This is a genomic window from Tomitella fengzijianii (genome assembly GCF_007559025.1).
Taxonomy (GTDB): Bacteria; Actinomycetota; Actinomycetes; order Mycobacteriales; family Mycobacteriaceae; genus Tomitella; species Tomitella fengzijianii.
Window position 1 is genome coordinate 1 of sequence record NZ_CP041766.1, and the last position, 19,215, is coordinate 19,215.

The window sequence follows — 19,215 nt, forward strand, 5'->3', positions numbered from 1 at the left end:
CCTGTGCGGCCGCTCGTGGCGGCGGATGTGGCCATCCTATGCGCGACACGACACCTATAGCACCTAATAGACTCCATGATAGGATATGAACTATGACGGACTCCATTGGAATCAGCGGGCCGCGGCGGGTATATGCCGTGTGCAACCAGAAGGGCGGTTCCGGCAAAACCACCAGCACCTACCACCTCGCCCACGCCGCCGCCGCGGCCGGGCGACGGGTTCTCGTAGTCGACCTCGACCCGCAGCGCAACCTCACCGACGCCCTCGCCGCCGACACCTACGACCCCGTCGGACGGGACACCCTGTGTGACCTACTCGAACCGCGCACCACGCTTTCGCCCGCAGACCTAACCGTGGCGGGCATCCGCGAGAACATCACCGTCCTACCCTCCCCCGGGGTCATCCTCGCCGACGCCGACAAAGCGCCCTGGGCTCAGCGAGTCGGCAGGGAACGTCGCCTCGCCGAGATCCTCGCCGATGCCGACGGCTACGACACCGTGCTCATCGACTGTGGCCCGCACATGGACCTGCTGATGACCAATGCGCTCGCCGCCGCGACCGCCGTCATCATCCCCACCAGCCCCGAACAGTTCGGGCTGCAAGGGTTCGAGGACCTGCTCGACACCATCGACACCGTGCGCACCTACATCAACCCCGCCCTGGTCACTGCCGGTGTCCTGCTCAACCAGGTTGAGCGCACCCGCCGTATGGCCCACTGGAAAAGCGTCCTCGACGATGCCCTCGTCGGGTACGGGCTCGACTACCTCGAACGGCCCATCCAGCGCGCCACCTGGATACCCGAAGCCGTCGAGGCCGGCGTCAGCCTGACCGACCTCGGCACCGCCCCGGCACGTGAGCTCGCCCGCGTGTACGGGCAATGCCTCGACACGATCGCCACCCGAGAGGACCACGTCCATGCCGAGTAAGCCTGAACCTCGCGGGCTGCGGCGCCAGCGGCCGCACCCCGCCGTCCCGGCAGAGCAACGCCCGCCCGAGCCTGCCCGCGGCAATGCTTCCGGCGTCTACCTGGCCAATGGGAAGATCAAAAAGAGCTACTACCTAGAGCGTGAGACGGTCCAGCGGCTCAAAGACGCCACGAAGGGCACCGCCAGCCGCGTCGACCTGCCCGACGGAATCTCGGCGATGGCCGATGCCGCGATCAACTTCTATGTCGATCACCTCGAACGTGAATACAACGCGGGCAAGCCGTTCCCCGTCTTCGAGGGGCGCAGCAGGCGAGGCCCCCAGGGATAACTGCAGAAGCGAAGAAGGTGGTCCTGGCGGGAGGTAGGAGTCCCGCCAGGACCTGGCACACCACCAGAAAGGACCTGGTTATGTACCAGAACAGGATGCTAACCGACCGTGTCTACCGGCGCCGTCGCCTCGGCGCGCTCATCGTCGTGCTCGCGGTCGGCGCCGTCGTCGTCTACGTGCTCGCCGTGGGGGCGCTGCAAGTCGCCGTGACCTGGGGATTAGGTGCTGTGTGATCGAGGGTTGCCGCACCGGCGGAACCGGCACTGCCACGATGCAGACCGCACGTGCCCAGCACCGATCACGACGACAGGAGCATCCCATGCGCCATCGCATCCGCATCGCCGCCGGCCTCGCGGGCCTCGCCGGCATCACCGCCCTCGCCACCGCAGGCTGCGCCACAACGAGCCTGGACCCCGCCACGCCGGCCGCGGCGCCGAGCAGCGCGGCCAGCAACCCGCAGGGAGGCGTCATGACCGGACACCGCCAAGGCGGTGTACTCACCGGCCACACCGAGCCGGCGACCGTGACACGAGTTGTCGACGGGGACACCATCCTCGCCGAGGCCGGCGGCACGCAGCTGCGCGTACGCATCCTCGGTATCGACACCCCCGAAACCGTCGACCCCGACCAGCCCACCCAGTGCTACGGGCCCGAAGCCAGCGCGTTCGCCCACGACACGCTCGATGGCAAGACCGTCACGCTGCGCACCGACCCCGCGCAGGACACCGCCGACCGGTACGGCCGCGCCTTGCGGTACGTCGAGCTCGACGGCACCGGCGACTACTCGATCGCCGCAGCCCGCGGCGGCTACGCGAAGCCATACGTCTACCACGACAACCCGGTGCGCAAGGCCCGGCAGATCGCCGCCGCCGCCGCGGACGCCCGCACCGCCGGCCGCGGACTGTGGGGCGCATGCCCGCAATAGACCCATACAACGGCAACACCCGTAAAAGAGTCTATTGACATCGAATACGCCTAATGTGTGTCGACGGCGCCGCAGCACGCCGCCGAGGAAGGGATGACCAGTAATGACCCCCACCCCGTACGACCTCTACCAGCAGCTCTATGAGCGGCGTGACCAGCTTGCCGAAGTGCGGGCCACCATCGACAAGGCCGTTCTCGCCTACGGCAGCCTCGACCCCGCCGCCGTCGGCACCGACACGCTCGGCGAACCGGTCAGCGGACCCGCTGCGCTCGATGAGACCCGCGACGCGCTCGCCCGTCTCGCCCGCATCCTCACCCTCGCCGACACCGCCTGGGACGAAGCCACCCGGCGGGCAAGCCGCCTGCGCGAAAACCCCACCACCAGCGCGTAGAAGCTCACATTGGCTGCGGCCGGGCCCTTCCGCGGCTTTCGTAGCTCCCGCGCAGGTCACCACGCCGCGGTGGTGGGGGAGTGGCACGCCTGGCGGCGGGCCGGCCGGGCGGGGCCGGCCGCATCATCGACGGCGCCCCGAGGGGGCGCCGACAGCACAGCGCCTTCGGCGCTCATCTTTTTGCCAATGAAGCCTTCGGCAGCATAAACCCGCTCTCCCGGCTCCCCGGGGGCTTTCGCGGCATAAACCGCGGCCTCCGCAAGCTCCGGCCGCTCTTTATTCCACGACCCCCGGTCCGCCGCTCGCAGCGGGAAGCAGGCACTGCGTGCCTTCATTGGCAAAAAAGATGAGGGGGGACCACAGGGGTACAGACCCGCTCCCACCTCACCCCGGCGAGGGCAACAGGCACTCGCCACAACCCCAGGAGGACACCATGCCCCACACCACCAGCAACGACCAAGCAGCACACCCGCTGCACGCCGCCGTCGACGAATGGGCCCACTGCGCCGACCAAATCACCGATGGCAACCTGTGGACCGGATTCAACTGCGGAGAAATCGAAACCCTCGCCGCAGTCTTCCGCACAGCAGGACACGACGACACCGCCGCATTCATCGTCCGCATGCACCGCGAAGACGACGACGAAGGCGACAACGAAAACCACTAACCCACCAGACCGGCAGACCGTGGGCCGCCCCGCACCAAGGGGCGGCCCACCGTCATATACAGCGAAAACACGCCAGAAGAACCACCGACACGAGTGGACACCCCACACCTAATAGACTACAATAGAGTATGTTGGATGGAACGGAATCCGGCACCCACGAGGGAGGGCAACAGGCCCACCCCACACCCCAGGAGGAACACCCATGGCAAACCCCAAAGTGACCAGCCACGCAGGACTGATCGCCGCCATCCCCGCACTGCTCGGATTCACCCCCACCGACTCCGTCGCCTTCATCGCCATCGCCGCAGACAATCGCGTGGCGTTCGCCGCGCGCATCGACATCAAGGGCGCCATGCAGGCAACCCGGCAGGTCGTCGCAGCCGCCGCAACCAACCAGATCACCACCATCGTGCCCGTCGCGATCACCGCCGACCAGATCACCGGCGAGGCCGTCGCCGCCGTCGCCGCCGAAGTCCTCATCACCAACGGCATCACCGTGCCCACCCAGTTGTGGACCGAAGCGATCACCGCAGGAAGCCGCTGGACCGCACCCGAAACCGGCGAGAGCGGCACCCTGCCCGACCCCCAAGCCACCGAGGCAGCCGCGCACCGCGTACTCGCGGGCCGGAGCATGGACCGTGACCGCCACACCATCGCCGACGAAATCGCGCCCACCGGCAGCCCCGTCGCAGCCCCCGCCCCGCGCAGGCTCGACACCGACCCCGCCGCCGCCGTGAGCGCCGTCGCCGCCATCGCCCGCCGCCACGCGACCGGCAGTGTCCTCAGCGACGACGATGCCGCCACCATCGGCACCGCACTGCGAGACACCGCCGTGCGCGACACCGTCATCGGCATGCTGGCCACCGACGCCCGCCACGCCATCACCGCCGTGTGCATCGCCACCGCACGCCGCACCGACGGTCCCGCCCGCAGCGACGCCGCCGCCGTCTACGCAATGGGCATGTACATCGACGGAGACGGCACGCGCGCGCTCATCGCCGCCAAAGCCGCCAAAGCCGCCGACCCGCTCAACACGCTTGCCGATCTGCTCCTCGAAGCGCTCAGCATCGCCGCCCCGCCGTCGATGATGCGCCGCGTGGCCGAAGCCGCCGCCGAGTAACACCACCGCGCGCCCCAGGGGGACTACCCCCCGGGGCGCGCAACCGGCACACCATGGGCCGCCCCGCACCAAGGGGCGGCCCACCGTCATATGCAGCGAAAACACGCCAGACGAACCACCGAAACCAGTGGACACCCTACACCTAATAGACTACAATAGAGTATGTCGGAAGGGATGGAATCCGACACCCACAGTGGAGGGCATCAGGCCCACCCCGCACCCCAGGAGGAACACCCATGGCAAAGAAAGTCCGCACCCGCAAGACCCCCGAACAGCGCCGCGAAGAGGCCGCAGCACTTCAGGCCAGCATCGCCGAACAGGTCGAGCAGTTCCGCGACTCCGACCAGTGGCGCAAGTTCCTACAGTTCGCGCAGGCGTTCCACGCCTACAGCCTCAATAACGTCATGCTCATCATGGCCCAGCAGCCCGCCGCCACCCAGGTTGCAGGCTTCCGCAAGTGGCAGCAGCTCGGCCGCCAGGTCCGCAAGGGGGAGCGCGCCATCAAGATCTTCGGCTACAGCACCAAGAAGATCACCGAGGACGACGGCAACGGCGACGAGACCGAGCGCCGCATCACCATTTTCCCGGTGCTGTCGGTCTTCGACATCAGCCAAACCGACCCGATCGAGGGCGCCGACACCGTCGTTACCAGCCCCGCAACCGCTCTCACCGGAGACGACCCGGCGGGCATCGCCGCCGCCGTCACCGACTACATCACCGGCGAAGGATGGACGATCACCCGCGAGACCATCGCAGGCAGCGCCTACGGATACACCACGCCACACAACCGCCGCATCGTCGTCGAGCAGAACATCAGCGCCGCCCAGGCCGCCAAAACCACCATCCACGAGACCGCGCACGCCCTCATGCACGCCGACCTGAAAAGCGGCGAGTACGTCGCGCACCGCGGACTCTGCGAAACCGAAGCCGAATCCGTCGCCTACATCGTCGCCGGAATATGCGGCCTCGATACCGCCAGCTACAGCGTCGGCTACGTCGCCAGCTGGACCGACGGCGACACCGACATGATCCGCGAGACCGCCGCGCGAGTCCTGTCCACCGCCCACACCCTCGCCGACGCCATCACCACCACCGACGACGCCGCAGCGGCATAAACCTATCCCCGGCCCTGGAACCCCCAGGGCCGGGGATGCAACGCATAAGGACGGCCGCAAGCGGCCGGCAGAACCCATTCACGCGGCCACGTGCCGACACGCCGCCGCAGCGCGGCCGCCGGAACGACGCCGGCAGCCGGCGCACCCGAAGAACAGACAACGGCGCCCATGAGTAAAGCCACTGGCAGGCGCCTCCGCGGCATCGCTGCTGAACTCTGAGCCGCCGGGCCCGGAACCCGCCCGGCACTCGGCGACCACCCTATCGCGCGGCACCGACACAATAGGACCAACGAGACGACCACAGTCGAACCGGCCACCACCACCGGCACACACCCCGCCAGCCAGGGAGGCATGAGATGACCACGCACGCCATCGACCCCGCCCGCTTCACCACCCTGCTACTCGACCGCGGCTACACCCACGGCGAGCTCGCCGCCATGCTCGAGGTCCACCCGCACCGCGTCCCCCGCTGGGAATCAGGCACAGAGAACGTTCCGCCCGGCATCCTCGCTCGCCTCGCCGCCATCGACGCCGCCGCGGCAGCCGCGGCCGCCGGCATCGTCGCCGATCGAGCCCGGGCCGCCAACACCACCATCACCGCCCACCGGGACGCCGGCGAACGAGGGCCCGCCGACATCACCATGACACCCTTGACTCTCGGCCCCCTCGACGACGCAGCATTCCACGCCGCATGGCCAGAGCACGCAGGCATGCCCGCCCGCTGGTGGTGGCACGTCGCCGCCATTGCCGAGAACTATGGCATCGACATCGAACGTGGCAGCACCTACAGCCGATAAACGCAGAAGAGTGGACGGCCGCAAGCGGCCGGCACGCAAGCGTCAGCTGTTCACAACTCCTGGCGGGCGAACGTCCCCCGGTGCGGGCTCAGGGCTGCTGCGCGTTCAACACCAGCTCGTAAAGCTCACCGTCGATCAGGCCGTCTCTCAGCGCCTGGCCCATCTCGGAGCTGAACGTCCCCTCGACCGGGCCCACGTCCTCGACGAGGCTGCCCGCCCACTGCATCGGCGCGAACTCCCACCGCGACAACTGCCGGGCGAGCTCGTCGCCGTCGATGTAGCCGGCCGAGTATCGTTCGCAAATCCCGTACGCGGTCGCATCAGCGAACCCGTCCGGCACGATCTGCGGTGCACGGACGAGCAGCTTCCACACTGCCAGCCGTTTGACCCCCAGTACTCGAGAAATGTCCGACTCCGTCATGCCCACGTCGACGAGCCGGTGCACCGCGTCCCTCAAGTCGCGGCGCGCGCACGATGCCACTGCCCGCGCTCGATGTGCCGCAGCGACCAGCTCGCTGGCCGATCCAGTTGTGGCGTTGACGTCCACAATCACCTCCGTGGAATCTCCGGTTGTATGGCGACGCGAGGCGATATGCGGTGGCAGCGGTCCGAATCCCGCATCGTGCCGCCAGGCTCAGAGCTCCGGCTACGCGGTCGGCGGGTACTGGCCGTACAGGCCGCGTACATCGCCGTCGGCCGCGAGCCGGTGCTCGTAGTCTGCGCGTGCCGCGACCGCCGCGAGGGCGGTCTTCTTCTCGGCTTGCCGCCACTTGAGCAGCAGGTAACCGCACCAGGCGGCCGCGGCGCCGAAGATCACCGCGCCGAGCACTGTGCCGCCGCCGATGCCGCCAGCGCAGAACACCAGGCCGGCCACGAGTCCCGCCCAGGCGGCACGCTTCGGGTGCTTCTGCGCGTGCCCGCGCACCTGCCTTCCCGCGTCGGCGGTCGCACGGCCTGCTTGCGCAACCTCGCCTCGGTGCCGGATTCCCCATCCGGCCAGGTAGAACGGCCAGGCCAGCATCCACCAGCACAGCAACGCTGTGTATTTGACGATCCCGGTTGAGCCGCGGGTCACGCCGCGGGCCGCGGCGCGTTCCATCCGCCATCCGATGTATCCCATTGCCTGTTCCTAGTTTGCGTTGCAGCCGATGCCGTCGCCGTCCCGGTCTAACCGGTGCGGGTCGCCGGCGAGCACGCGGACGGGGGAGGTGTAGTCGGAGCAGTCGGTGTCCGGGCCGGATTGTTGCATCGGCATCTGCGGTGCAGGGGCTGGTGCCGGAGCGGGGGCGGGCGCAGGCGGTGGGGCGGGCACGGTTGTTTCGATGATGACCGGCGCAGGCGCCGGCGCGGACGTGGTCACCTGTGTGGAGGTGGCGGCCGCCGCCGGCGGCTGGCCGCCGCAGTTGTGCAGGATCCGGGTGATCGCATCATGTTCGGGCCGGGTCACCCACAGCCCGTAGAGGGCCTTCACGTCGACCTGTTTGGTCACGTAGGTGCACCGGTATGCCTTGTTCGGCGGCAGCCACGTGGCGGCATCGCCATCGCCTTTGGACGCGTTCGTCGGGCCATCGACGGCCATGAGATTCCGCGGGTCGTTCGCCAGATTCTCGCGCTGCTGAGCGGAAAGCTGCTGGGCGCCGGTCTGCCACGCGTTCGACAGGGCCACGACATGGTCGATCTGCACATCGTTCGAGGTGCCCTGGCCGCGCTGGAACACGATCGTCTTACCGGTGTACGGGTCGTGCAGCGTCCCGGTCAGGACGGTGCAGTCGCCGGTGCCGGGTTTGTAGGTGATGCCGGTGAGGTCACGGCGCAGGATGTCGTTGCGGGTATCGCAGCCGTTGTGACCACCGGGGACGGCAACATCGTCGGTCCAGGCCGACCCGAACTGGTCCCGGTCGTAGCCGGTCTTCGGGGCCCGCCCCTTGATCGGCAGGGTGTCGAGCTTCGCGAGTGCGGCAGTGGCGCTGCTACCGGCCGGCGCCGCGGCGGCGCCGGCGCCGGTGCTCGTGGCGGCCGCGGCGCCCCCGGCAGCAGCTGGGGCGGCTGACGGGGACGCGGCGGCGGATGCGTGAGTAGCCGACGTAGCAGCGGCCGCGGTGGTGGTCGAGGTGGTGGCGGTTGCTGCGGCAGTGGTGGTCGCGGTGTGGCTCTCGTCGTTGCCGACGGCAGTGCCGATGACGAACAGCACGGCGACCGTGCCGCCAGCGATCCACGGCCACTTACGACGCTTTCTCACCGGCGGCTGCAGCCCTGGTGGCTGCGGCGGCTGGTACTGCGACGGATCGTACGGGCTGGACATTCCGGCAGGCTCCTTTATCGCGCCATCGGGACGGCAGCGCTCGCGTTCTACGCCGCAGGGCCCGGCAGGACCACCACTGGCTTGTACTCGTTGAGATACTAAACCCCCGCAGACATACAGCCGCCGCCTCACAGAAGCCGGCTAGTCCGCGTGCCGGTCTGCGCGCAGCTTGCGGAGGAGCAGGGCGTTAGCGGCAATGGTGATGACGTTGGCGGTGATGATCAGGGCGAATGTCAAGGGGCGCGTTTCCTGTCGGAGGGGCTGGCTAGTGTTCCGTGCGGCCGGTTCAGTTTCCGTCCTGGTCGCTGCGGGTGCTGTCGAGGATGGTGCGGAGGGTGCGGGCGGTGGCCCGGGCGTCGGCGGCGTTGAGTTCGGCGGTGTGCGCCCGTTCGCGGGCGGCGTGTTCCGCTTCGGCCGCGGTGGCCGCCGCCTTCTCCGCTGCCACAGCCCGGCGTCCCGCCTCCTGCACCGCCGTCTGTGCGGCGTCGAGTTCGGCGGCCAACCGGGCCACCTCAGCTTCGGCCTGCTCAGCACGGCTACGTTGGGTGGCCGCCTCTGCGAGCGCGTCAGCCTCAGCGCCCACCAGCGCGGCACGTTCCGCTGCTGTCGTCTCCGCGAGCTCGTCGCGGGCCGCAGTCACCGCCGCCGACCACAACGGCCCCAACACCGGCACCAGCGCGTCGGCCGGCACCTCCGGCACCTCCGCGGCAGGCCGATTGCGCACCAGCCACTCGCGGGCCGCGTCCGTGCCCACCCGGGCCTTCTCCCGTAGCGACCGCACCGTCACCGGACGGCCCTCGCCCACCAGGGCGGCGAACGCATCCGCCAGTGCTGCCGCCTGCTCCGCCTTCGACGCCATATCCGCTTCCCTTCTAAGTACAAGCAACGTACTAGGTACGTACTTACTGTACCTTCTGATTGAGACGAGTGGGCGAACGACTTCGCCCTTGCGGCTGCCTGGCGCGGCGGCGCCGGCCGAGGAGCCAGTCACCTCGCCGGTGGCGGCCAGCTCCGCGTCCCGGCGCCGAGGGCCGCTGCGGACTGCCGCAAGGCCGGAAGGCCATCTGAAAGAGTCGGGCCCATGATGAGCAACATCGCAACTCTCCTGGTCGCCGCGGCCGTATCACTCGTGGTGGCGGGGGTATTCGAAAAGCGGAACCGGAAGCAACGCAGGCGCGGTGAACAGGTCCGAGAGCACGACCACAAGCTCCCCAGGCTGGCTACCATCGTCGCTGCGCTGTGCTTCGGCGCCGCCGCCCTCGGCGTCGCATCGACCGTTGCCGGCGTCGCTTGACGTTCAGGACACGGCCGGTACCCGGCACGACATCGAGTCGGTCGTGGACATCTACAGCGTGACCGACCGGATTCGCACAACCAGCAGCTACGAGGACGCCTGAGCGGCAGAGGAACCCTGCCCGGGCGGGGCGCGTCCAAGACCATGTGGATGACTACGAGATTGCGCTAAGGCACCTCGATGGTGCGCCCGCGCCCGACACCGAGCACGCCCGGCGGCTCTACGCCCAGCTCGACGAAGTCGTCGCCCTGCTCGGCGCACACCAGCCCGGGCAGAGCTCGGACTCGGACGGGGCCGGCACCGGCCGCCGTGGCCGCTGACCAGCACGGCGCCCAGCAGTGACGCCGACCAGCGGGCGCCGGCGGGGGAGTGGCCAGCAAAACAGACGATGAGCTACGACCGGGCCCTTCCGCGGCTGTCGTAGCTCCCGCGCCGGTCACCCCGAGCGGGTGCCGGCGTCCCCGCGGCCACCGCGGGTGGTGCCAGGCATGGAGGGGCGCGGCGGCGGTGGTGGGGGAGTGGCACGCCTGGCGGCGGGCCGGCCGGGCGGGGCCGGCCGCATCATCGACGGCGCCCCGAGGGGGCGCCGACAGCACAGCGCCTTCGGCGCTCATCTTTTTGCCAATGAAGCCTTCGGCAGCATAAACCCGCTCTCCCGGCTCCCCGGGGGCTTTCGCGGCATAAACCGCGGCCTCCGCAAGCTCCGGCCGCTCTTTATTCCACGACCCCCGGTCCGCCGCTCGCAGCGGGAAGCAGGCACTGCGTGCCTTCATTAGCAAAAAAGATGAGGGGGGACCACAGGGGTACAGACCCGCTCCCACCTCACCCCCGGCGAGGGCAACAGGCACTCGCCACAACCCCAGGAGGACATCATGCGACAGAACACCCACACCAGCTACACCCCGGCCACCATCCCCTACGACATGTACGGCACCCTCATCGCCGTACTACTCACCGCCGCCGACATCGCCGCCACCGAACCCCACGTCACCGACGCCCTCGCAATGGCCGCCTTCCGCACCAGCGCCACCCCCGCCACCTACCGCACCGCCGAACGCGCCGCCATCCGCACCGCCACCGCCCGCATCACCCCCACAAACAGCGAACCCGGCCACCTGTGGAGCACCTGGCAGAACGCCACCGACGAACCCTGGCCCATCCTCGCCGACACCGCCGCCCGCATCTACGGCCCCGACGACGCCGCCTGCGGCATCACCCCCGGCCACTGGACCACCACCACCGAACACCACTAACCCCACAACCGACCACGGGCCGCCCCACACCAAGGGGCGGCCCACCGTCACAACCAGCACAAACACCCAGAACAACGGCCGAAACGGCTAGACACCCCACGCCTAATAGACTATAATAGAGTATGTCAGAAGGAACGGAATCCTACACGCACGAGGGAGGGCAACCGGCCCACCCCCGCACCCCAGGAGGAACACCATGCGACAGACCGTCGAGAACTACACCCTCACCGGCGCCGAACCCGTCATCCGCAGCGCCGTCGACGAGGCCGGCAAAGACGTACTCATCATCACCGGCCCCCGCGGCACCCGCACCATCGCCGCAGGCGACTTCACCGCCCTCAGTGACGCCGTCGACGCCGTAGCCAACTGACCGACCACCACGAGGAGCCCGCAATGTTCACCGACAGCGACACCCGCATCCAGGACGGCACCGCCGGCCAGCGGGTCGACGCCTACCGAGACTTCCTCCACGACCAGTTCCACGAGGACGCCGACCGCGCCGACGCACTGCGCCGAGCGCTCGCCGCCCGCGACGGCGCGAAGCTCGCACTCCTGCTCGAAAGCGCCATCAACGGCGCCGAACACCGCGCAGAACGCGAACTCGGCAACCCGGCGCCCGAGCCCGTCGATGCCGACGACATCGCCCAGCAGATCGGCGAGATGTGACACCGGCACCCTGGCCCCGCAACACGGGGCCAGGGTGCCGGCCCCGCCGCCGGACCCGTCCATTACCGCCATGCCCAGCGAGAACATGCAGAGAAATCGCCAAAACGACTGGACGCCATACGTCTAATAGACTACAATAGACGATATCGGAAGGGACGGAATCCGAGACGCACGAGGGAGGGCAAGCGGCCCACCCCCGCACCCCAGGAGGAACACCATGCGACAGATCACCTACACCCGCACCGACACCCTGACGGTGACCGTCCCCGACCACACCACCGGCAGCGATGCCCTGTTCGACGACCTCGCCGGATACGAAGACGCCGGACAGGCCACGTGGCATGCGTGCGTCCGTGATGTCATCAGCGACGACCTGGTCCACGTCCGCGTGTTCACCACAGCGCAGTGCCAGGCGTGCCGCATGACCAAGCGGATGCTCGACGATCGCCGGATCGCCTACAGCGAGGAGGACGTGACCGACAACGACGAGGCGCGCGAGTACGTGGCCGACACGCTCGGGCACCGGCAGCTTCCCGTCGTCGTCATCGAGAGAGCCGGCCGCGACGACGATGAGCTGATCCACTGGTCCGGGCACCGGCCCGACAGGATCGCGCAGATCACCCGCTAACCGCCCCGCCGGCGAGGGTGCCACGGCGCCCCACCAGCGCACACCTGGCAAGCCGCCGCGCAGACGACACGAACGAGGCCGCGATGGACGAGGAACTACCCGCCGAGCTGGACACCGAAGCGACACTCCTATGCGCCGCACTATGGCTCCGCGACACGACCCGGGCACGCCTGATCGCCGAACACGTGCACGCCGCTGACTTCACCAGGCCCGCCCACGCCACGATCTACACAGCCTGGCAGCGGCAGGTCCGCGCCGGCCAGCCGCACGACGCGGCCACCGTACTCGCCCGGCTCACCGCCGCCGGCACCGACGAAGTACCGCGCACAGTGCACACCGCACTGCGCGGAATCATCACCCTCGGAGCCGAACCCACCGCAGCCGCATCCCACGCTCTCGACGTGGTCACCGCCGCCTACCGCCGCAGCTACACAGCGCTCGCGGCCACGATCGCCCACGCCGCCGAGGCCGCCGCCACCGACGAGCTGTTCCCCATCCTGGTCGAACACGGCCGCCGGCAACGCACCCAGGCATACCGGCTGCACACCCTGCGCCGCACCCTCGGCGCAGACCCCAACGACGAAGGAGCCGCTGCATGAGCACCCTGCTAAGCCCCGCCCGTCTCACCATGCTGCGCATGGAATCGGGCCTACCGCGCGACGACCTCGCCCGGATTCTCGGCGTGGACCTACGCCGATACCGCCGGTGGGAATCAGGAAAAGAGACCATCCCCGCCGGCATCGCCACCGACCTCGCCGCCCTCCGCTCCGCTGCGGCCAGCGCCGCGCGAGCCCTCGTCGCCGACCGCGCCGACCACCTCACCCACGCCGCCGAGGACGGCCCCACCTCGCTCGTGCTCGCATCCCCCGACGACGACGCCGCCTTCCATGCCGTGTGGCCAGAACACCACGCCATGCCCGCCCGCTGGTGGTGGCACGTCGCCGGAATCGCCGAAAAGTACGGCGTCCCCATCGAACGCGGAAGCACCTACAGCCGGTAGACACAGACAAGCGGACGGCCGCAAGCGGCCGGCAGAACACACTTTCCCCGGCCAGGTGGTGGGTCACCACGACCGCGGCCCTGCTCGCCGTGAACTAGCTACTACGCGGGCGCATCCGCGCCGTCCAGTAGGCACGCGGCCGTGGCCAGCGCTTCCCTCGCCGACCACGGCCGCAACAGACTATAGAACACTTATTCGATCACGGCTGCATCCACGCGTAGCCACTGCTCGGGGTGCCGACAGGGCTGCCGGTGGCGTAGTCATCACTCCGGACTGTCCCAGGCCGGAGGCCGGGCGCGTCATGCCAGGACACGCTGATCGCTGAGTTCGTTTCCGTCGTACTTGCCGCCATGAACGGCAGAGACGAGCCCGCGGTAAGACGATCTTTCGATATCGGATTCTGTCCCGAGACCAGCGCGATCGACTCGCCGTCGACGCGGACAGCGAACCTGTCCGTCGGCCCGTCGTTGACCAGCTCGTGTTTATCGCCTGCGGCGTGCCGCAGCTCCCACAGTGGCCGTTGCGCTGCGACGTCGGCATGTTGGGCCAACGCCGTATGCGCCTCGGCGGATTGCGCAGCTGGCACAGCCGACTGTGCGGCAGCCTCGGCTGCCCGCTGCTGTACGGCGGCCGCGTCTGCGGCGGCGCTGCTGGCCTTACGGTTTTGCGTCCACGCGATGGCCGCCGACACGATCGACACCGATCAGGTCGGTCGGTGATATTGAAGAGGTTACGTCGGTGCCCCCCGATACGATGAGAGCGCAGCAGGCGCGACCCATCAGCGGTCCAGTGCAGCTGAACGTATCGGTCGAGCAGAGGGTGATGATGGGCGCAGTCGAGCAGGTGTTCTTGGAGTGCGAGCGGGCGCGTGCACAAGGCGACCTCATTCAACGGGTCTCTGCGAGAGACAAGGAGTTCCACTTCCAGAATTGGGTTGGCGATCGGATCGCAGCCTGTCAGCTCGCCTCCGATGAGCCGGGGCGGAACACCTACCCCGACTTCCGGTTGGTCAACCACCCCGAGGGGTACGAGGTCAAGGGCCTGGAGTTTCCAGGACGCGAAGCCGACTACGACTCCAACTCCCAGGTCCCGACAGGCGAGCACCATGGCCGCGAGGTCTTCTACGTCTTCGGGCGCTATCCGAAGGCAGAGAAGGAAGTAGAGGAGTACCCAGTCCTCGATCTGGTCGTCTGCCACGGCAGCTTCCTGAACGCAGACAATGAGTACGTCCACAAGAACAAGTCGTTCCGGGGCTTCGGCTCCTATGGCGACATCCTTGTCCGTGATCGCAAGATGTACGTCGTGCCGACGCCCTTCGCTCTGGCGTCGGGCACGGCTGGATTGGCCACTCTGATAGTCCCTGCCGAGTACCAGGTCCAGTCCGATGCTCTTGTCCCGGTCGGAGACCTTGACCGCGTTGAGGTCTCCGAGGTCCTCGTCTCCTACGAGTTCAACATGCAGACCAACGAGATGGTCACGTACAAGGAGCCCAATCCGAACGCCGGAAGGGTGCACAGCTTCCGCGCCTACCGGTCGCGCGGAGCCGGAGACAACAAGTTCGTGGCTCTGAAGGAGCCACGCCATTGATTTCCCGCGTCCCTGCAGGCACCAGTCTCGAGTCGGCGTTTCCCGCCGCGATGCTCAGCGCCGTCGGCACCAAAGAGTCCTGGCGCAAGGAGGTCCACCGCCCGGCGACCAGCACGCATAAGTGGTGGGCGAAGCGCCTTGGCACCGTCTTCCGCGGGATCATCGCGTCCGCCGTCACTGCCGCTGACGAGGATGCCGCGGTCGCATACCAGTCGCCACTGGACCTGGCTGGTGCCGTCGTCCTGGACCCGTTCTCCGGGTCCGGCGTCACTGGCGTCGAGGTGCTGAAGCTGGGTGGTCGGCCCGTCTGCTTCGACATCAACCCGGTGGCGACGCTCGTCGAGCGGCAGGCCATGCAACCGTGGAGTTTCGAGGACCTGGCGACTGCTTACGAGGTCGTCGAGCGGGCCTGCCGAGAAGAGGTGGACCGGCTCCATCGGACGGAAGATGGGCGGGCGGTCCTGTACTACTTCTGGGTCGCGACCGTGGAATGCCCGGAATGCGCGGACAAGGTCCGCCTGTTCGATTCTCCGGTCTTCTCGAGGAATGCCTACCCCAAGCGGGTCCCAAGAGCGCAGATTGTCTGCCCCGAGTGCCTCGCGGTCAAGACGAGCAGGTACGACTTCGAGTCCGAGACCTGCCCCAACGGGCACGAGATCACCCAGCGAGGGGCGGCGCGCGGCCAGAGCGCCACCTGCTCGCAAGGGCACGCTTTCAAGGTCCTGCGCGCGCTGGACGACAGCATCCCTGTGTATGAGATGTACGCGAAGATGGTAGCGAACAGGGACGGGTCGAAGGTCTACGAGAGCATCACCGATTGGGATCGCGACCTGTACGACGAGTGCGTCGAGCTCCTTGCAGGACTCCCCGCCGATGCGGTCCTCCCCGCTGGCGACCTAGCACCGGGGAACAACACCGACCAGGCGCTCAAGTGGAACTTCCGGCAGTGGCGCGACTTCTTCAACGCGCGTCAGATGGTCTCGCTGTCGCTCATCGCCACGGCTATTCGGGATCTGCCGGGCCTGGCTCCGGAGCGCGAGGCGCTCGCGGCGTTGTTCTCCGGCACTCTCGAGTTCAACAACCTCTTCACCTCGTTCAAGGGCGAGGGGACCGGCGCGGTGCGTCACATGTTCAGCCATCACATCCTCAAGCCCGAGCGCACCCCGCTCGAGGCCCACCCCTGGGGGACGCCGCAGTCGTCGGGGTCCTTCTCCACGCTGTTCAAGAGCCGCCTGCAGCGCGCCCACGAGTACAAGGTGAAGCCAGCCGATCTCGTCGCTCGCGGATCCGCCGTCGAACGTGTGACGGGACTGGCGCAGTCTCTTGCCGCGACCGTCTTCGACTCATGGGAGGCGTTCGCGCGGGCCGAAGGACAGGCAGCGTACGTCGCCACGAAGAACTCCGCCGACACTGACCTGCCCGACGGATCCGTCGACCTGGTCGTCACCGACCCGCCGTACATGGACAACGTCTACTACGCCGAGCTCGCGGACTTCTTCCACGCGTGGCTTCAGGGTATGAGACCGCACGGCGGGTACGCGAAGACGACGACGACGCGCGCGCCGGGCGAGGTGCAGAACGCGGACCCGGCGGAGTTCGGCAAGGCGATCGAGGCGGTGTGGGCAGAGTGTGCCCGCGTTTTGAAACCGGGCGGCATTTTGGCCTTCACCTTCCACCAGGCTCGGATCACGGGCTGGATCCAGGTCATCGAGTCATTGCGCCGCGCTGGATTCGTGGTCACCGCCGTACAGCCGGTTAAGGGCGAGATGACGACGAGCGTCGTCAAGGCTGGTGCACGGGAACCTTCCAATCTCGACAGCGTCGTCGTCTGTCGTCGGGCCGTCGACGGAGCGACGAACCCGAACCGCACGCTCGACGAAGCCCGTGAGACCGCTCGTAATGAGCTCGCACGCCTGCGCGATGCTGGCGTCGAGGTCGGAGCCGGCGACATTAGATCTGTCGTCCGAGGAACGGTCTTGGCGAATCTCGCGTCCGCTGGGCGAGATCTTGATGACGAGGTCGCCGAGATCGTGGACGAGTTCGTGACCGAGACTATCGATGAACTCGCGTCCACTGCGCCGACGACGCAGGATCGAGAGCCTGCGTTGTTCTGACGTTCGCGCCAGAACCCGTGAGCGCAGCCGGATGTCGGTGGCTGGAAGTAGCCTGATCAGGCAATGTGAGACTCTTCAGAGGGGTGAGCGATGAAGCTGACGTCGTTCCGGGTCCGCCGGTACAAGAACGTGTTGGACTCGACGGACGTGTCGGTGGAGTCGGACGTGACGACGCTGGTCGGCATGAACGAGTCCGGCAAGTCGACGATGCTGGACGCACTGTACCGGCTGAACCCTGTATACGGAGACGGATTCGTCGAGAGGGACGACTACCCGCGGTGGCGCTGGAAGCGTGATGGTCGGAAGGAGGACCTCTCTCTCGTCACGCCGATCGAGGCGACGTTCAAGCTCGACGAGGACGACATCGAGGCACTGCGGGACGCGCTGGGCGAGGGCGTCACGCCGGCTGCCTCGGTAGAGATCGGCCGACGCTACAACGGCAACCGCTGGCTCCAGGTCCCGATTGACGAGCGCCGCTTCCTCGAGAACGTCCTCGACGAGCACCCGGAGACCGCGGAGCTCCTGCAAGCGCACGATACGGTCGCTTCGCTCAAGGGAGCGCTCGCTGCGCGGGTTACGCCTGCACCAGTTGAGTCCGAGGCTGTCGAAGAGGCCGATGAGAAGACCGAAGCTGCAGCGTCGGCCACTGCGGACGCCGAGGCTCTGACGAGGATCACCTCCCTCGTTGGCGACAAGGAAGACCTTGGCGCGATCGCGAGAGGCATCGTGCTGAAGCGGATGCCGAAGTTCTTCCGCTTCGCGTCGTACCAGAACCTCGAAGGGCGCGTGGACGTCGCGACGCTGCGGAACACCGAGAACGAGCAGCCGGGTGCCTCGTCGAAGCAGACCGCTCGCGCACTACTCCGGCTCGCCGACACCGACATCGACTCGGTGACTGACGCGGAGTTCGAGTCCCGCACCGCAGAGCTCGAGGCCGTGTCGAGCGACCTCTCCCGCGAGATGGCCGAGTACTGGAGCACCAACCCGGAGCTGCGGATCAAGGTGGAGATCGAACCGGAAATCGTCCAACAGTCGAACGGGCAGACCACGGTCGTGCGCCACCTCAACTTCCGGGTCGAGGACCGCAAGCACGACTTCACCAACAACTTCTCCCTCCGGTCGTCCGGGTACCAGTGGTTCTTCTCCTTCCTCGCCGCGTTCAGCGAGTTTGAGGACCGCGACGACGTGGTGATCCTGCTCGACGAGCCGGCGCTGACGCTACACGCGAAGGCGCAGCGCGACTTCCTGCGTTTCATCAACAAGCGCCTCGCCCCGGTTGGCCAGGTCCTCTACACGACGCACTCGCCGTTCATGGTCGAAGAGATCGAGCGGGTCCGCGTCGTGGAGGACCGTGGCGACGAGATCGGCTCGGTGACCTCTTCCGACGCTCTCGAGGTTGGCGAGGACAGCGCGTTCCCTCTCCAGGCTGCGCTCGGTTACGACCTGTCGCAGAACCTCTTCATCGGGGAGCGGAACCTGCTCGTTGAGGGCCCATCAGATCTGGCCTATCTGGACGTGATCGGCCGGTACCTGCGCGACCAGGGCAGGGAAGGTCTCGATGAGCGCTGGCGCATCCTCCCGGCCGGCGGCGCGTCCAACGTGCCTGCTTTCGTCGCCCTGCTCGGGCAGAAGGTGTCCGTCACCGTGCTGCTCGACTCCGGCACTGAGGGCACGGGGAAGGTCGAAGCAGCCATGAAGGCGAACAAGATCGCCGCTAAGCGCGTCGTCTTCGTCGGGTCTGTCTTCGAGCAGAAGCACAGCGACATCGAGGACCTCTTCACTGTCGGCGACTACCTCGTGCTCTACAACGAGGCGTTCGGCAAGAAGCACAAGGTGGGGGACCTGCCTGACCACCCCGATCGTGTGATCCTCCGGCTGGAAGCGCTGGACGGCAAGGTCGATCACTGGCGACCGGCCGAGGTCCTGCTGCGCGACCCGTCCAGGCTCGAGAAGCTCTCGCAGACGACCCTGGCGAACTTCGAGGCGCTGTCCAAGGCCATCAACGCCACGCACGCGGGCTGAGTCGTCGGGTCATGCGGCCGCCGGGCACGGGTGTGTGAGATGGGCCCTTCATCACCGCCGCGTTCGAACGAGCGGCCGAG

At 67.9% G+C, this 19,215-nt stretch carries 24 protein-coding genes; 19 read left to right on the top strand and 5 right to left on the bottom strand.

The window, feature by feature from the left end; genetic code table 11:
- Window positions 1–92: 92 nt before the first annotated feature.
- From FO059_RS17945 to FO059_RS17980, 9 genes are all read left to right on the top strand, one after another.
- The gene (locus FO059_RS17945) at window positions 93–926 is read left to right on the top strand and encodes a ParA family protein (protein ID WP_143910885.1); all 834 of its coding nucleotides are present in this window, start codon (window positions 93–95) and stop codon (window positions 924–926) included.
- Window positions 916–1,254 (top strand): hypothetical protein, encoded by a 339-nt coding sequence (locus FO059_RS17950; RefSeq protein ID WP_143910886.1) that lies wholly within the window; start codon window positions 916–918, stop codon window positions 1,252–1,254. The genes FO059_RS17945 and FO059_RS17950 overlap by 11 nt, the downstream gene beginning before the upstream one ends.
- An 80-nt stretch (window positions 1,255–1,334) precedes the next feature.
- Window positions 1,335–1,487, top strand: a complete 153-nt coding sequence (locus FO059_RS18505; protein ID WP_168226664.1) for a hypothetical protein — start codon at window positions 1,335–1,337, stop codon at window positions 1,485–1,487.
- An 86-nt stretch (window positions 1,488–1,573) separates the two neighbouring features.
- Window positions 1,574–2,179 (top strand): thermonuclease family protein, encoded by a 606-nt coding sequence (locus tag FO059_RS17955; RefSeq protein ID WP_168226665.1) that lies wholly within the window; start codon window positions 1,574–1,576, stop codon window positions 2,177–2,179.
- A gap of 103 nt (window positions 2,180–2,282) precedes the next feature.
- Window positions 2,283–2,570, top strand: a complete 288-nt coding sequence (locus FO059_RS17960) for a hypothetical protein (RefSeq protein ID WP_143910888.1) — start codon at window positions 2,283–2,285, stop codon at window positions 2,568–2,570.
- 433 nt (window positions 2,571–3,003) lie between these two features.
- Complete coding sequence (locus FO059_RS17965) at window positions 3,004–3,237, top strand: hypothetical protein (protein WP_143910889.1); 234 nt, start codon at window positions 3,004–3,006, stop codon at window positions 3,235–3,237.
- Window positions 3,238–3,439: 202 nt separating this feature from the next.
- Complete coding sequence (locus tag FO059_RS17970; protein ID WP_143910890.1) at window positions 3,440–4,357, top strand: DUF4192 domain-containing protein; 918 nt, start codon at window positions 3,440–3,442, stop codon at window positions 4,355–4,357.
- A 236-nt stretch (window positions 4,358–4,593) separates the two neighbouring features.
- The gene (locus tag FO059_RS17975; protein ID WP_143910891.1) at window positions 4,594–5,472 is read left to right on the top strand and encodes an ArdC-like ssDNA-binding domain-containing protein; all 879 of its coding nucleotides are present in this window, start codon (window positions 4,594–4,596) and stop codon (window positions 5,470–5,472) included.
- 356 nt (window positions 5,473–5,828) lie between these two features.
- Window positions 5,829–6,269, top strand: coding sequence for a hypothetical protein (locus FO059_RS17980; protein WP_143910892.1), 441 nt, complete (start codon window positions 5,829–5,831; stop codon window positions 6,267–6,269).
- Window positions 6,270–6,357: 88 nt separating this feature from the next.
- Here the strand turns inward: FO059_RS17980 and FO059_RS17985 are convergent, their stop codons facing one another.
- From FO059_RS17985 to FO059_RS18000, 4 genes are all read right to left on the bottom strand, one after another.
- Complete coding sequence (locus FO059_RS17985; protein WP_168226666.1) at window positions 6,358–6,726, bottom strand: hypothetical protein; 369 nt, start codon at window positions 6,724–6,726, stop codon at window positions 6,358–6,360.
- 189 nt (window positions 6,727–6,915) lie between these two features.
- Window positions 6,916–7,389 (bottom strand): hypothetical protein, encoded by a 474-nt coding sequence (locus tag FO059_RS17990; protein ID WP_143910894.1) that lies wholly within the window; start codon window positions 7,387–7,389, stop codon window positions 6,916–6,918.
- A gap of 9 nt (window positions 7,390–7,398) precedes the next feature.
- Entirely contained in the window at window positions 7,399–8,571 is a 1,173-nt protein-coding gene (locus tag FO059_RS17995; RefSeq protein WP_143910895.1) for a GmrSD restriction endonuclease domain-containing protein, read from the bottom strand.
- Window positions 8,572–8,857: 286 nt separating this feature from the next.
- On the bottom strand, window positions 8,858–9,430 hold the full coding sequence (locus FO059_RS18000; RefSeq protein ID WP_143910896.1) for a hypothetical protein: 573 nt from the start codon (window positions 9,428–9,430) through the stop codon (window positions 8,858–8,860).
- Between the two features lie 222 nt (window positions 9,431–9,652).
- Here FO059_RS18000 and FO059_RS18005 point away from each other — a divergent pair, with 222 nt between their 5' ends.
- The 7 genes from FO059_RS18005 to FO059_RS18030 all read left to right on the top strand — a co-directional run bounded on the left by FO059_RS18005 (window position 9,653) and on the right by FO059_RS18030 (window position 13,412).
- Entirely contained in the window at window positions 9,653–9,865 is a 213-nt protein-coding gene (locus FO059_RS18005) for a hypothetical protein (RefSeq protein WP_143910897.1), read from the top strand.
- A gap of 872 nt (window positions 9,866–10,737) precedes the next feature.
- On the top strand, window positions 10,738–11,118 hold the full coding sequence (locus tag FO059_RS18010) for a hypothetical protein (RefSeq protein WP_143910898.1): 381 nt from the start codon (window positions 10,738–10,740) through the stop codon (window positions 11,116–11,118).
- 196 nt (window positions 11,119–11,314) lie between these two features.
- On the top strand, window positions 11,315–11,488 hold the full coding sequence (locus tag FO059_RS18510; protein ID WP_168226667.1) for a hypothetical protein: 174 nt from the start codon (window positions 11,315–11,317) through the stop codon (window positions 11,486–11,488).
- Between the two features lie 23 nt (window positions 11,489–11,511).
- Entirely contained in the window at window positions 11,512–11,784 is a 273-nt protein-coding gene (locus FO059_RS18015; RefSeq protein WP_143910899.1) for a hypothetical protein, read from the top strand.
- Between the two features lie 217 nt (window positions 11,785–12,001).
- Entirely contained in the window at window positions 12,002–12,412 is a 411-nt protein-coding gene (locus FO059_RS18985; protein WP_143910900.1) for a glutaredoxin family protein, read from the top strand.
- 83 nt (window positions 12,413–12,495) lie between these two features.
- A complete protein-coding gene (locus FO059_RS18025; RefSeq protein ID WP_143910901.1) occupies window positions 12,496–13,011 on the top strand; it encodes a DnaB-like helicase N-terminal domain-containing protein in 516 nt (171 codons plus the stop codon).
- On the top strand, window positions 13,008–13,412 hold the full coding sequence (locus FO059_RS18030; RefSeq protein ID WP_143910902.1) for a helix-turn-helix domain-containing protein: 405 nt from the start codon (window positions 13,008–13,010) through the stop codon (window positions 13,410–13,412). The genes FO059_RS18025 and FO059_RS18030 overlap by 4 nt, the downstream gene beginning before the upstream one ends.
- Before the next feature lie 199 nt (window positions 13,413–13,611).
- Here the strand turns inward: FO059_RS18030 and FO059_RS18035 are convergent, their stop codons facing one another.
- Window positions 13,612–14,112: a hypothetical protein gene (locus FO059_RS18035; RefSeq protein WP_143910903.1), complete on the bottom strand. Its 501-nt coding sequence runs from the start codon at window positions 14,110–14,112 to the stop codon at window positions 13,612–13,614.
- 125 nt (window positions 14,113–14,237) lie between these two features.
- Between FO059_RS18035 and FO059_RS18040 the strand changes: the two genes are divergently transcribed.
- From FO059_RS18040 to FO059_RS18050, 3 genes are all read left to right on the top strand, one after another.
- Window positions 14,238–14,999 (top strand): hypothetical protein, encoded by a 762-nt coding sequence (locus FO059_RS18040; protein WP_210416626.1) that lies wholly within the window; start codon window positions 14,238–14,240, stop codon window positions 14,997–14,999.
- Entirely contained in the window at window positions 14,996–17,113 is a 2,118-nt protein-coding gene (locus tag FO059_RS18045) for a hypothetical protein (RefSeq protein WP_235671159.1), read from the top strand. The genes FO059_RS18040 and FO059_RS18045 overlap by 4 nt, the downstream gene beginning before the upstream one ends.
- 90 nt (window positions 17,114–17,203) lie before the next feature.
- A complete protein-coding gene (locus FO059_RS18050) occupies window positions 17,204–19,135 on the top strand; it encodes an AAA family ATPase (RefSeq protein WP_143910904.1) in 1,932 nt (643 codons plus the stop codon).
- The last annotated feature ends 80 nt before the right edge of the window (window positions 19,136–19,215 follow it).